This is a genomic window from Pseudomonas kitaguniensis (assembly GCF_009296165.1).
Lineage (GTDB): Bacteria > Pseudomonadota > Gammaproteobacteria > Pseudomonadales > Pseudomonadaceae > Aquipseudomonas > Aquipseudomonas kitaguniensis.
In genome coordinates this window covers 1-13100 of the sequence record NZ_VUAZ01000058.1, presented here as the reverse complement: position 1 = coordinate 13100, position 13100 = coordinate 1, and the positions used below count along the sequence as shown (strand labels likewise).

The window sequence follows — 13100 nt, the reverse complement described above, 5'->3', positions numbered from 1 at the left end:
CAGTTTGGACGGTGCCGGTCTTAGAGATCGCGCACTACACGAAAGCCGATCCAGTCCCCGCGGGTCTGCGGGTAGATATTATTGCGGTTGCCCGAACGCGAAAACACCGGCGCCTCGCCCCAATCATTGCCGCGAATCTGATAACTCTCACACTTGGGCTCCATCCAGGCGCTGCCGTCAGTCGGCGCGCCGATGTAGTTTGGATGCTCACAATCAGCTACCCGCTCATACACATTGCCATGCATGTCGTACAGGCCAAACGCGTTCGGCGCGTAACTGCCCACCGGCGAGGAATAACTGTAGCCATCCGCCGGCCCATAAGTATTGGCATGCTCGGCGATGCTGTAACCCTTGCCCGCATCAAACGGGAACGGGAACGGCCCACTGGTCCCGGCGCGCGCCGCGTACTCACGCTGGGCTTCGCTGACCATCTGATAGTGCTGGCCGGTCTTTTTCGACAGCCACGCCACGTACTGCTTGATGTCGTCCATGTCCATGCACACCGCAGGCTGACGCGGCCCTTGCGGGTAGCGCGGCTTGCTGGCGATGCATTCGCGGCCGGGGCGGGTGTCGCCATCGGCGATCTTCACGCCGGTCTGGCGGATATAGCTGTCCCATTCGCCCGCAGTGATCTGAAAGCGGCTCATCGCAAACGCCTTGGCGAAGGTCACCGCATGCATCGGGCCTTCGTCGGGTTCGCGGCCGACTTCGTCTTCCGGGGTGCCCATGGTGAAGGTGCCGGCGGGCAGCACCACCATTTCCGGGCAGTCCTTGCAGTCCTTGAAAACTTTGCCCGGTTGTGGCACGGCGGCCTGTGCAAACTGTGGCAGCAGTGCACCGCACAGCGCGGTCAGCGCCAGGGCTGTCAAGGGTTTGAGTCGGGATGGTTTCATGTGGGCATCTCGTTCAAAGAAAAAAGGGCGTGTCACAACTGCGCCGTCAACAAGGTCATGAAGCGCTGGATCTCATCCGGGCTGTTAAGCAGGCCGGGCGAGGTGCGGATCACCGGGCCGACATCGCGGTCCACCGCGTCGATCACCACGCGGTTTTTCATCATGTGGGCCACCACCGCTTCGCTGTCCCGGCCGTTGACCCGAAAGAAGCTGAAACCGGCCGACAGGTCGGGGCTGCGCGGTGTCACCAGCTCAACCTGCGGGTGCGCCAGCAACTGCTCTTTCAGCTCGGTGTTCAGCGAATGAATACGGGCCTGCACCTGCGCCTTGCCGACTTGCAGGTGCAACTTGAACGCCTCATCCGCCGCCCAGCGATGCTCGAACGCGTGGTAGCCGCCAGGGGTCATGGTGGTGGCGAAATTGGTGTCCTCGGAAAACGTCGGCACCATCGGCGTCACGTATTTGTTCTCGGCGTCACGCGCGCACACCAGGCCGGTGCCGCGCGGGCCGAACATCCATTTATGCGTGCCGGCAATAAAGAAGTCGCAGTGCATGGCCGGAAAATCGAGGTTTTCCACGCCGAAGCCGTGCACGCCATCCACCACATACAGGATGCGGTCGTTGTCATCGCGGTTGCGGTTCTGTTCTTCTACCAGCTTGCCGATCTCGCCAATGGGCAGCTTCACGCCACTGCCGGACTGCACCCACGTCATGCCCAGCACGCGGGTAGTGGGGCGGATATTGCGCTTGATGTTGCCGAGGATTTCGTCGGCAGAGACACGGCTAGCCTGTTCGAACAAGCTGATCCGGCGCACCTGGGTGCCTTGCTTGAGCACGCGAAAATCCAGCACGTTTTGGGTCGCATAGTGCTCATGCACCGTGGTGAGGATTTCCTGATCAGGCCGCAGCTTGATCCCGCCATAAATCATCGCCAAACCTTCGGAGGTGCTGCCGGTGAGGGCGATTTGCGGCGGCTGCGCGTTTAAATAGCGACCGGCCCACTCACGCACCTGGCCTTCACGTTTCCAGGTTTCCTCAAGGCCCCAGTCCATCGCCAGCCCAGGGTTGCGGTCGATCTGCTGGCGATAGCGCTCAATCGCCTCGCGCACCGGCTTGGGGTGCGAAGCCACCAGAAAGTTGGAGAAGTGCAGGTAGTCCGGGTCCTGGTTGAACAGTTGCTTGAAACCCGTCAATGGGTCGTTCGTCGCGGGCGCAGGTTTAGCGGCCATGGTCTGCGGCACGAGGGCTGCGCCCAACGGCAGGCTGGCGGCGAATACCCCTGCCTGTTTGAGAAATGTACGGCGGTCGGTCATCAACGGGCTTCCAGCGAGTCAGCGGTTAGCCAATGGCTTGGCGGCTTTTTGTACCTGGTCCCACACCCGCAGGAAGTTGCCGCCCCACAGCTTGGCGATGTCTGCTTCGGAGTAGCCACGCTGGATCAGCTCGGCGGTGACGTTGCGCACCTCGCCGACGTTCTCCCAACCCTGAATGCCGCCGCCGTCGTTGAAGTCCGACGAGATGCCGACGTGATCGATACCGATCTTGCGCACGGTGTAGTCGATGGCATCACCCCAATCCTTGAGGCTGGCCTTGGGCTCTTCTTCAAGAATGCCGTACAGCCCCTGTGCGTACTCGCCGAATTTTTGCTCCGGCCAGGCGGCAATGATCGCGTCGCCGGGCATCAAGGCCATGGCCAGGTTCGGCAGCGGCGGCAAATCAAAACGCGCACGCAGCACGTTGAGTTTGTCTTGGGTGGGCTGGCTCAGCGGGCGCAAATAGGCCGGGAAGGCCACCACCTGCACCACGCCGCCGCTGTTCTTGATCAGTTGCAATTCTTTGTCGCTGAGGTTGCGCGGGATGTCCACCGAGGCGCGCGGCGCCGAGTGCGACGCGACCATTGGCGTGCGGCTCAACTGCGCGACTTGCTCCAGCGCCTTGGTCGACATTTGCGAAACGTCGATGATCACCCCGAGGTCATTCAGGCGCTGCACCGCTTGCTGGCCGATGGGCGACAGGCCTTCGAGGGCATCGGTCGAATCATTGAAAAACGGCAAGGGGCGCGACGAGTCCGACCAGGCGTTGTTGCCGATGTAACTGAAACCGAACATGCGCATGCCGCGCGCGGTCCACAGGTCGAGCTGGTCCAGGTCGTTGCCCAGCGGGTAGGCATTGAGCATGCTGATAAATATCGCAAACTTGCCCTCGCCGTGCAGGCGCCTGAAGTCGTCTGGGGTGTAGGCGATGCCCACTTGGTTGGGGAAGTCGCGCACCATGCCGGAGATGATCGTGTAGCGCACCTCTTGCTCATGGCGGGCCTCTTCGACAAAGCCGTCGGTGGGCTTGTGCGGCGCGTTGGCGCCGTTCCAGATTTCCGGCCAGCCGAAAATCGTCAGGGCTGCCCCCGACAAGCGCCCGCGTGCCGCCTTGGCCAAGTCGAACTGGCCGCTGCCATCTTTATCGGCCTCGTTGCCAGCCGTACCGAAGTCCATGGGCACGGTGATATGGCTGTCGAATGACAGCAAGCGGTCCTGCATTTCGTTGGCCTGCTTGATCACCTCCAGCGGGTAGCCGGCATTGCCGCGAAACCAATGGTCCCAGACCAGCCAGCCAGCCCCGGCGCCGATGGCCAATGCCAATGGCAGGCCGATGAACAGCGCCTTTTTCGAACGTGGTTTTGTCATTGCCATCTCAGTCAGTTGAGGCTTTTGCTCTGAGGAAGAACGAGCGATGGGCGGCGAAATTTAGGTGCGGCATCAGGCACAGCAGGCACGCCGGTAAATTTATCGGCGGCGCCAACGTTCTAGCTCTGATCAAGGCGTTTCCTAAGGTAAATAATGACCATCTCTCGACGTGGGTTCATCGCAGGCCTGGCGCTGACAGGCGCTGCCGTGCCGGCGGCTTTTTATGCCCATCGCGAGCTGACGCGTGAACAAGAGTTCCCGGTCACTCCGGGCGAAGCCACGGTGGATCTGGCCGACACCACCGGCCAGCACCTGGCGAACACCCTGCGTGGCGTGTGGAGCCTGCGCCTGTTAGGCCGCGATGCCGGCCTTAAAGGCTTGCCGCTGCAAGGCCTGGAGCTGCTGCTCGACATCGCCCCGCGTGGCCGTGGCCTGCGCGGTTATCTGGACACCGCCGCCAACCTGCGCGCCGACGGTGAGCCGCGCTACCGCGTACTCGGCGACCTGCTGACGGGCGAGGGCGCGTTGCTCTACTGGCGCCTGATCGACCGCGATGCGCCCGGCGGCGCACCGGCGTATGAATTCAAAATGAGCCTCGACGAAGTCTGGGCCGACTTCGGCAATGCCGGCAGCGGCACCCTCAGCGGGCAGATTTTCGACCTCGACCGACCCTTGGCCCTGACCGAGCTCGACAACCGCGTTGTCGCCCACAAGCACGTGTTTCCCGAAGCGCGTGAGCGTATCGGCCTCAATCCGACGCTGCTGGCCTGGCTGATCGCCCCCGAACACCGGCTGTTTCATCAGCTCTGGCATGCCACGCGTGACCAATGGCACAAGCTCTCTGAAGAAAAACGCGAGGCCCTGCGCGGCATCGGCTGGCAGCCCGGGCCGCGCGGCCAGGAGCGGGATGCCCGGGGCAAGCATAAAGACCGCAACGGTTCGGGTATCGACTTCTTTTTTATGCACCGGCACATGCTCGGCACAGCGCGTTCGATGCAAGACTTGCCGTCGTGGCCGCAATTTCCCCAACCGCAGCCGGCGCTGGAGCGCGACCGTCAGGGTTTTGTGCGTTACTTCGATAACCATGACGGCTTTGCGCTGCCGCCCGCGTGGTCGGCGCCGGAGGATGGCGACTACACCCAGTGGGTCAGCGACATCAAGGCGGCCGAGACCTACCACAGCAACTTTCAAGTATGGGAGTCGCAATACCGCGACCCGCGCTACTTGGCCAAATTAACCTTGGGCCAGTTAGGCTCGGAAATGGAGCTGGGCCTGCACGACTGGCTGCACATGCGCTGGGCCTCGGTGCCGCGTGACCCTTCCAACGGCGCCCCGGTGCCCTTCGCCCGTGACCCGGCGGACTTTGCCGCGCGTTGGTATGCCGCGCAAAACGACTTCCTCGGCGACCCGTTTTCATCGCACGTAAACCCGGTGTTCTGGCACTTTCACGGCTGGATCGATGACCGCATCGAGGACTGGTTTCGTGCCCACGAGCGCTTTAATCCGGGCGCGGTCAGCCGGCTGCAGCTCAACGGCGTGGCCTGGTTTGCGCCGGGGCGATGGGTGGAAGTGGGCGACCCGTGGCTGGGGCCGGACACGCATGGCTGCAGCACCACGCCGGGGTTGCAGATCGGGCGGTCGATGGAGATGGACCCGGAGACCATGAAGCTCGCGCTGCGGATTACATTCGCAGCCGAGGACGAGGGTTTGCAGGCGTTGTTCAAGCGGGTGCCGAAGCGGCCGTGGTACGCGCGGCACTTGAAGCTCAAGTGATACCCGGCACGTTCGGCCAAAGGTCGGCGACCAGAAACAGGCGTTCGGCTTCCTGCCAATCCTCGCCGTTCTGCACCAGGCGTACCAACAACTGCGCGGGCGCCATCGGTTCCAGCGCCGCCAGCCACGCTTGCATCTGCGCCTCGCTCCACAGCTCACTTGGCGCGTAATGTGCCGGTGCCAACCACGCAGGTCGGGGCAGCGGCTGCCAGCGGCCCGGCGCGCTGCCCGCCGCGAATGCTGGCCAATCACGCTGATGCAACCAGCGCCCGCGCAAATGCTGCGGGTGCGCGCCGTGTGGGGCGGCAGCCTCGCCGGGCCACGGGTACAGCAAGTACCCGCCGAGCCACAAGTGCGCATCGAACTGCTGAATATCCAGTGCCGCCAAGGCTTCGCGGCTTTCCGCGCGCGCCGACATCGGCAATTGGTGTTGGGTGAGGTGCGCCAGTTTGCGGTCCAGCCGGTCATTGCAGCCGGGGCCGAGCCATTGCGCGGTGTCTTGGCCATCGCCGTGCTGCGGGCCGAGGTAGAGTTTGATCGCGAGCTCCACATGGTGCACGCCATCGCGATCACGCAGCAGCATGTCCAGCTCGCCCAAGGTATGCCCGGCGCGACGGATCGGCAGGTTGGCGGCCAGCAACTCCACGCCTGGCGCATGCTGCACGGCGAATTGCCACAGCCGCTCGTAATACACGCCCAGGCGTCGGCTGCGCGACAGGCTCAGCCATTGCTGCAAGGCGCGGCTGTCCTGGTCGAGTGCGCGTAACCACTGTTCCAGAACATGCGGTGCCTGCACCCAGTCGCTGCCGGCCAGCGGATGGCGCTGCGGCCAAGGTGTTTGCGCGAGCATCGGCGGGGCGAGTATCACCCACGCCAAATCACGCACCTCGGGGTGACGCAGTTGGCGGGGCAGGGCATGCAAATCGGCGAACACGGTCATGCCTGCGAGCATAGCGGTTTAACCGCTGCGTGGGTGGCTGAGAACCATTGTCATCCAGCCCCTGCGGCGACAAAGGGTTTTGCCTGGGGCGGCCTTTCGCCCATAATCGCTGTTTTTGGCCAGACCCCATTTCCGCAGGAGCCCCATGGAGCACTTTCGCAATATCGGCATTATCGGTCGCCTGGGCAGTACCCAGGTGCTGGACACCGTTCGCCGACTGAAAAAGTTTCTGCTCGAGCGCCACCTGCACGTGATCCTCGAAGACACGATTGCCGAGATCCTGCCGGGCCATGGCCTGCAAACCTCGTCGCGCAAGATGCTCGGCGAGGTCTGCGACATGGTCATTGTGGTCGGCGGCGACGGCAGCCTGCTCGGCGCGGCCAGGGCCTTGGCGCGGCATAACGTGCCGGTGCTCGGGATCAACCGCGGCAGCCTGGGGTTTTTGACCGATATACGCCCGGATGAGCTGGAAGTCGAAGTGGCCAAAGTGCTTGATGGTCATTATCTGGTGGAAAACCGCTTCCTGCTGCAAGCCGAAGTGCGCCGCCATGGCGAAGCGATCGGCCAGGGCGATGCCCTGAATGACGTGGTGCTGCACCCCGGCAAGTCCACGCGGATGATCGAGTTCGAGCTGTATATCGACGGCCAGTTTGTGTGCAGCCAAAAGGCCGACGGCCTGATCGTCGCCACGCCGACCGGCTCCACCGCGTACGCGCTGTCGGCGGGCGGGCCGATCATGCACCCCAAGCTGGATGCCATTGTGATCGTGCCGATGTACCCCCATATGTTGTCGAGCAGGCCCATCGTGGTCGACGGCAACAGTGAGCTGAAAATCGTGGTGTCCAAAGACATGCAGATCTACCCGCAAGTCTCCTGTGACGGGCAGAACCATTTCACCTGCGCGCCCGGTGACACCATCACCGTGAGTAAAAAGGCGCAGAAACTGCGGCTGATTCACCCGCTTGACCACAATTACTACGAAGTGTGCCGGACCAAGTTGGGCTGGGGCAGCCGCTTGGGGGGTGGAGGCGACTGATGCTCGATCCCGCGCGTAGCTACGACCTGATTGGTGACGTGCACGGTTGCGCTCATACGCTTGAGCATTTACTCGAGCAATTGGGCTACCACAAGCAGGGCGGCACCTGGCGGCACCCGTCGCGCATGGCGGTGTTCCTCGGCGATATTATCGACCGTGGCCCACGCATTCGCGAGGCGTTGCATATTGTTCACGACATGGCTGAGGCCGGTCAGGCGCTGTGCATCATGGGGAACCACGAGTTCAATGCACTGGGCTGGAGCACGCCGGCGCCGCCCGGCAGTGGCAAGCAATTTGTGCGCGAGCACAACCCCCGCCATGCGCGGTTGATCCAAGAAACCCTGAGCCAATTCGAACAGCACCCGGCTGACTGGCAAGCCTTCCTCGGCTGGTTCTACGACATGCCGCTGTTTGTCGACGCCGGGCGCTTTCGTGTGGTGCACGCCTGCTGGGACGACGGCTTTATTGCGCCACTGCGCGCGACCTTCGCGGATGGCTGCATCGATCAGCACTTCGTGCAGGCCGCCGCCGTGCCTGGCAGCTTTGCCTGCAATGCGTTCGACCGGCTGCTGCGCGGCACCGACATGCGCCTGCCGGACGGCTTGACGCTGACCGGTGGCGATGGCCTGACGCGCTCGTTCTTTCGCACCAAGTTCTGGGAAGACGACCCGAAAACCTACGGCGACATTGTCTTCCAGCCCGACGCATTGCCGGAGCCGGTGGCGCGCACGCCGCTGTCGTCGACGGAAAAAAATTCGCTGCTGCGCTATGGCGTCGACGAGCCGTTGTTGTTCGTCGGCCATTACTGGCGCAGCGGCAAACCGGCGCCGATCCGCAACAACCTGGCGTGCCTGGATTACAGCGCGGTGCTGTACGGCAAGCTGGTGGCTTACCGGCTTGACCAGGAAACGCAACTGGATCCGCGTAAATTTGTATGGGTCGACGTCGAGCGACCCGAGGTCATTGCACCCGAGGTTATAAAATGAGCACCGTGGCCGTATTGCGCTTGCCCCTGAGCGTCGACCTGGCGGGTTTCGTCAAGCTGCTGCAACGCATGCAAGTGCCGCATCGCGTCAGCGAAGAGGCTGGCGAGCAAGTGTTATGGGTGCCCGACACCATTAGCGACGACGTGCGCGTGTTGTACCAGCGCTTTCCCGCCGGAGACCCGGACCAGCAACTGGATATTCCCGAACAAGCGGCGGTCACACGGCCGAGTTTTGTTCAGCAAGTGCGGCATAGCCCGGTGACTGCGCTGGTGCTGCTGGCGAGCATCATCGTCGGCGCGGTGACGTTACTCGGTGAAAACCTGCAAGCCATCGCTTGGCTGACGTTCCTGCCGTTCCGGGTGATGGGCGAATACATTCAGTTTACGCCGTTCGCCGACATGTTGGCGTCGGGGCAGTGGTGGCGGTTGGTCACGCCGATGCTGATCCATTTCGGCATCCTGCACCTGGCCATGAACGGCATGTGGTACTGGGAGCTTGGCCGGCGCATTGAAGCGCGTCAGGGCAGTGTCAACTTGCTGGGCCTGACGTTGTTATTCAGCCTGGTCTCCAATTACGCTCAATATGCCTACGGCGGTCCCGGTCTTTTCGGCGGCTTGTCCGGCGTGTTGTATGGCCTGCTCGGGCATTGCTGGATCTTTCAATTATTGTCGCCCAACCCCGCCTATCGCTTGCCCCGTGGGGTGTTGGTGATGATGCTGGTGTGGCTGGTGCTGTGCCTGTCGGGGCTGGTCTCGATGATCGGTTTCGGCGAAATCGCCAACGCGGCCCATGTCGGCGGGTTGGTTATCGGTTGCCTCACAGGCTTGCTGGGCGGGCTGTATAACCGTCGCAAAGCGGCTATTTGATAAGGAAGAGTCTTATGTCCTCTTTTGTTGAAATGATCGAAAACATCACCCCGGACATCTACGAGAGCCTCAAGCTCGCCGTCGAAATCGGCAAGTGGTCGGATGGCCGCAAGCTCACCGCCGAGCAGCGCGAATTATCCTTGCAAGCGATGATCGCCTGGGAACTGCAGAACCTGCCGGAAGAGCAGCGCACCGGCTACATGGGCCCGCAGGAATGCGCGTCCAAATCGGCGCCGGTGCCGAACATTCTGTTCAAGTCGGACGCGATCCATTGATTGAAATTGGTCGCGGTGCAGTCAGCAAAATGTCGGCGCAACTGGGTCAGCCGACTGTTCAATATGCGTTTCGTCTGGGCGACACCGAGGTGCCGGTCAACCCGTTGATCGGCACCCACGTGCGCCTGGAGTTTTTGGGTGCGATTCACTGCAGCCACTGCGGGCGCAAGACCAAAACCAGTTTCAGCCAGGGTTATTGCTACCCGTGCATGACCAAGCTGGCCCAGTGTGACCTGTGCATCATGAGCCCCGAGCGTTGCCATTACGACGCCGGCACCTGCCGTGATCCGGGCTGGGGCGAGCAGTTTTGCATGACTGACCATGTGGTCTATTTGGCCAACTCGTCGGGGGTTAAGGTTGGCATTACTCGTGCTACTCAGTTGCCGACGCGCTGGCTTGATCAAGGCGCGAGCCAGGCGCTGCCGATCATGCGCGTTGCTACTCGTCAGCAATCCGGGTTCGTCGAAGACCTGTTCCGCAGCCAAGTGGCCGACAAGACCAACTGGCGCGCACTGCTTAAGGGCGATGCGCAGTCGGTCGACCTCAAACAGGTGCGCGATGAACTGTTCGCGTCCTGCGCCGAAGGCTTGCTGAGTTTGCAGGAACGCTTTGGCCTGCAGGCCATCCAAACAATTGCCGACATCGATCCGATCGAAATTCGCTACCCGGTAGAGCAATATCCCACAAAGATAGTCAGCTTCAACCTGGACAAGAACCCGATTGCCGAAGGCACGCTGCTGGGGATCAAGGGCCAATACCTGATCTTCGACACCGGCGTAATCAACATTCGCAAGTACACGGCCTACCAGCTCGCCGTGCATCAGTAGAAGGACGAAGACATGCGTACCGAACAGCCGAAGATGATTTACCTGAAGGACTATCAGGCGCCGGACTACCTGATCGAAGAAACGCACCTGACCTTCGAGCTGTTCGAGGACCACAGCCTGGTTCACGCGCAGTTGGTGATGCGCCGCAACCCGGAGCGCGGCGCCGGTTTGCCGCCGCTGGTGCTGGACGGCCAGCAGCTTGAGCTGCTCAGCGTGAACCTAGCCGATCACGAACTGACGGCCGACGACTATCAGTTGACCGACAGCCACCTGACCGTGCACCCGACAAGCGCGACGTTCACCCTCGATACCACGGTTAAAATCCACCCGGAAACCAACACCGCACTGGAAGGCCTGTACAAATCCAGCGGCATGTTTTGCACCCAGTGCGAGGCCGAAGGTTTTCGCAAGATTACCTACTACCTTGACCGCCCGGACGTGATGAGTACGTTCACCACCACCGTGATCGCCGAGCAACACCGCTACCCGGTGTTGCTGTCCAACGGCAACCCGATTGCCAGCGGCCCCGGTGAAGACGGTCGCCACTGGGCGACGTGGGAGGACCCGTTCAAAAAGCCTGCTTACCTGTTTGCGCTGGTGGCCGGTGATTTGTGGTGTGTTGAAGACACGTTCACCACCATGACCCAGCGTGAAGTGGCGCTGCGCATCTATGTCGAGCCAGAGAATATCGACAAGTGCCAGCACGCGATGAACAGCCTGAAAAAATCCATGCGCTGGGACGAAGAAACCTACGGCCGCGAGTATGACCTCGACATCTTCATGATCGTCGCGGTGAACGACTTCAACATGGGCGCGATGGAAAACAAGGGCCTGAATATCTTCAACTCCAGCGCCGTGCTGGCCCGCGCCGAAACCGCCACCGACGCCGCGCACCAGCGGGTTGAGGCGATTGTCGCGCACGAATACTTCCACAACTGGTCGGGCAACCGCGTGACCTGCCGCGACTGGTTCCAACTGTCGCTGAAAGAAGGCTTCACGGTGTTCCGTGACGCGGGCTTCTCTGCCGACATGAACTCCGCCACGGTCAAGCGCATCCAGGACGTGGCCTACCTGCGTACTCACCAGTTCGCCGAAGACGCAGGGCCGATGGCTCACGCTGTGCGCCCGGACAGCTTCATCGAAATTTCCAACTTCTACACCCTGACCGTGTATGAAAAGGGCTCCGAAGTGGTCGGCATGCTTCACACCTTGCTCGGCGCCGAAGGCTTCCGCAAAGGCAGCGACCTGTACTTTGAGCGCCATGACGGCCAGGCCGTGACGTGCGACGATTTCATCAAGGCCATGGAAGATGCGAACGGCGCCGACCTGACGCAGTTCAAACGCTGGTACAGCCAGGCCGGTACGCCGCGCCTGGCCGTCAGCGAGTCTTACGACGCCGCCGCCAAAACCTACAGCCTGACCTTCCGCCAGAGCTGCCCGGAAACCCCGGACAAGGTCGAAAAACTGCCTTTCGTGATTCCGGTGGCATTGGGCTTGCTGGACGCTGCGGGCGCTGGCATCGCCTTGCGTCTGGCCGGTGAAGCGGCCGCTGGCGACACCTCGCGAGTGATCTCGGTGACCGACGCCGAGCAGACCTTCACCTTTGTTGATGTCGCCGAACAGCCGTTGCCTTCGCTGTTGCGTGGCTTCTCGGCGCCGGTGAAGCTGAGCTTTCCGTACAACCGCGATCAACTGATGTTCCTGATGCAGCACGACAGCGACGGCTTCAACCGTTGGGACGCCGGCCAGCAATTGTCGGTGCAGGTGTTGCAGGAACTGATCGGCCAGCATCAGCAAGGCCAGGCGTTGAAGCTTGACCAGCGACTGATCACGGCATTGCGCAGCGTGCTCCGCGATCAAAACCTGGACCAGGCGATGGTCGCCGAAATGCTCTCGTTGCCGGGTGAAGCCTACCTCACCGAAATCAGCGAAGTGGCGGATGTTGACGCGATCCACGCTGCTCGTGAGTTTGCGCGCAAGCAACTGGCAGACAACCTGCACGAAGAGCTGTGGTTGCGCTACCAGGCCAATCGCGACCTGTCCAAGCAAACCCCTTACGTGGCAGCGGCTGAGCATTTTGCCCGTCGCGCGTTGCAGAACATCGCGCTGTCGTACCTGATGCTCAGCGGCAAACCCGAAGTGCTGGCAGCCACACTGGAGCAGTTCGACACCAGCGACAACATGACCGAGCGTCTGACCGCGTTGGCGGTGCTGGTCAATTCGCCGTTCGAGGCGGAAAAGGCCCAGGCGTTGGCGGTGTTTGCCGAAAACTTCAAGGATAACCCGTTGGTCATGGACCAATGGTTCAGCGTACAGGCCGGCAGCACCTTGCCAGGCGGGCTGGAACGGGTCAAAGCGCTGATGCAGCACCCTGCATTCACGATCAAAAACCCGAACAAGGTGCGTGCATTGGTCGGCGCGTTTGCCGGGCAGAATCTGATCAACTTCCATGCCGCCGATGGCTCGGGCTATCGCTTCCTGGCGGACCTGGTGATCCAGCTCAATGGCTTCAACCCACAGATCGCGTCGCGCCAGTTGGCGCCGCTGACCCGCTGGCGTAAATACGACAGCGCGCGGCAGGCGTTGATGAAGGCCGAACTGGAGCGCATTCGTGCGTCCGGCGAGCTGTCGAGCGATGTGTTTGAGGTGGTCAGCAAGAGCCTTGCGTAAGTTAAATGTTTGAGAAAAACGGCCTGAACAGGCCGTTTTTTTTTTGCCTCCTCACGGCATCGCGATGAAGACGCAAACCACCACGCTGATTGGATGGATGACGTCCCACGCCGCTCTGTGTGGGTTCAGATCATCGAATCAATATCAAACGGG

11 protein-coding genes are annotated in these 13100 nt (G+C 61.8%); 7 read left to right on the top strand and 4 right to left on the bottom strand.

The genetic code is table 11. The features are described from left to right. Positions 1–20 precede the first annotated feature (20 nt). The 3 genes from pvdO to pvdM are packed head-to-tail and all read right to left on the bottom strand — an operon-like array spanning position 21 to position 3574. Positions 21–893 (bottom strand): dihydropyoverdine dehydrogenase, encoded by an 873-nt coding sequence (pvdO, locus tag F0169_RS11530; protein ID WP_152746599.1) that lies wholly within the window; start codon positions 891–893, stop codon positions 21–23. 32 nt (positions 894–925) lie between these two features. Beyond that, the gene (pvdN, locus tag F0169_RS11525) at positions 926–2206 is read right to left on the bottom strand and encodes a pyoverdine-tailoring periplasmic protein PvdN (protein ID WP_152746598.1); all 1281 of its coding nucleotides are present in this window, start codon (positions 2204–2206) and stop codon (positions 926–928) included. An 18-nt stretch (positions 2207–2224) separates the two neighbouring features. Further along, on the bottom strand, positions 2225–3574 hold the full coding sequence (gene pvdM / locus F0169_RS11520) for a pyoverdine-tailoring dipeptidase-like protein PvdM (RefSeq protein WP_058415019.1): 1350 nt from the start codon (positions 3572–3574) through the stop codon (positions 2225–2227). A gap of 153 nt (positions 3575–3727) precedes the next feature. Between pvdM and pvdP the strand changes: the two genes are divergently transcribed. Next, positions 3728–5347 (top strand): pyoverdine maturation tyrosinase PvdP, encoded by a 1620-nt coding sequence (gene pvdP, locus F0169_RS11515; RefSeq protein ID WP_152746597.1) that lies wholly within the window; start codon positions 3728–3730, stop codon positions 5345–5347. Here the strand turns inward: pvdP and F0169_RS11510 are convergent. Beyond that, positions 5340–6287: a DUF1853 family protein gene (locus F0169_RS11510; protein WP_152746605.1), complete on the bottom strand. Its 948-nt coding sequence runs from the start codon at positions 6285–6287 to the stop codon at positions 5340–5342. The genes pvdP and F0169_RS11510 overlap by 8 nt on opposite strands. Before the next feature lie 145 nt (positions 6288–6432). Between F0169_RS11510 and F0169_RS11505 the strand changes: the two genes are divergently transcribed. The 6 genes from F0169_RS11505 to pepN are packed head-to-tail and all read left to right on the top strand — an operon-like array spanning position 6433 to position 12947. After that, entirely contained in the window at positions 6433–7323 is an 891-nt protein-coding gene (locus F0169_RS11505; RefSeq protein WP_003190745.1) for an NAD(+) kinase, read from the top strand. Then, on the top strand, positions 7323–8309 hold the full coding sequence (locus F0169_RS11500) for a metallophosphoesterase (RefSeq protein WP_122251599.1): 987 nt from the start codon (positions 7323–7325) through the stop codon (positions 8307–8309). The genes F0169_RS11505 and F0169_RS11500 overlap by 1 nt, the downstream gene beginning before the upstream one ends. Then, on the top strand, positions 8306–9175 hold the full coding sequence (locus F0169_RS11495; RefSeq protein ID WP_152746596.1) for a rhomboid family intramembrane serine protease: 870 nt from the start codon (positions 8306–8308) through the stop codon (positions 9173–9175). The genes F0169_RS11500 and F0169_RS11495 overlap by 4 nt, the downstream gene beginning before the upstream one ends. Positions 9176–9189: 14 nt before the next feature. After that, entirely contained in the window at positions 9190–9450 is a 261-nt protein-coding gene (locus F0169_RS11490) for a YeaC family protein (RefSeq protein WP_058415014.1), read from the top strand. Beyond that, positions 9447–10277: a DUF2797 domain-containing protein gene (locus F0169_RS11485; protein ID WP_172979411.1), complete on the top strand. Its 831-nt coding sequence runs from the start codon at positions 9447–9449 to the stop codon at positions 10275–10277. Before F0169_RS11490 ends, F0169_RS11485 begins: the two co-directional genes overlap by 4 nt. Positions 10278–10289: 12 nt before the next feature. Further along, positions 10290–12947 carry an aminopeptidase N gene (gene pepN / locus F0169_RS11480; protein ID WP_152746595.1) on the top strand — a complete coding sequence of 886 codons (2658 nt, stop codon included), beginning with the start codon at positions 10290–10292 and terminating at the stop codon, positions 12945–12947. Positions 12948–13100: the final 153 nt, after the last annotated feature.

What these genes read in the sequence shown, in the direction of transcription:
- pvdO (WP_152746599.1), bottom strand. Translation starts at nt 893, where the DNA reads ATGAAACCATCCCGACTCAAACCCTTGACAGCCCTGGCGCTGACCGCG.
- pvdN (WP_152746598.1), bottom strand. Translation starts at nt 2,206, where the DNA reads ATGACCGACCGCCGTACATTTCTCAAACAGGCAGGGGTATTCGCCGCC.
- pvdM (WP_058415019.1), bottom strand. Translation starts at nt 3,574, where the DNA reads ATGACAAAACCACGTTCGAAAAAGGCGCTGTTCATCGGCCTGCCATTG.
- pvdP (WP_152746597.1), top strand. Translation starts at nt 3,728, where the DNA reads ATGACCATCTCTCGACGTGGGTTCATCGCAGGCCTGGCGCTGACAGGC.
- F0169_RS11510 (WP_152746605.1), bottom strand. Translation starts at nt 6,287, where the DNA reads ATGACCGTGTTCGCCGATTTGCATGCCCTGCCCCGCCAACTGCGTCAC.
- F0169_RS11505 (WP_003190745.1), top strand. Translation starts at nt 6,433, where the DNA reads ATGGAGCACTTTCGCAATATCGGCATTATCGGTCGCCTGGGCAGTACC.
- F0169_RS11500 (WP_122251599.1), top strand. Translation starts at nt 7,323, where the DNA reads ATGCTCGATCCCGCGCGTAGCTACGACCTGATTGGTGACGTGCACGGT.
- F0169_RS11495 (WP_152746596.1), top strand. Translation starts at nt 8,306, where the DNA reads ATGAGCACCGTGGCCGTATTGCGCTTGCCCCTGAGCGTCGACCTGGCG.
- F0169_RS11490 (WP_058415014.1), top strand. Translation starts at nt 9,190, where the DNA reads ATGTCCTCTTTTGTTGAAATGATCGAAAACATCACCCCGGACATCTAC.
- pepN (WP_152746595.1), top strand. Translation starts at nt 10,290, where the DNA reads ATGCGTACCGAACAGCCGAAGATGATTTACCTGAAGGACTATCAGGCG.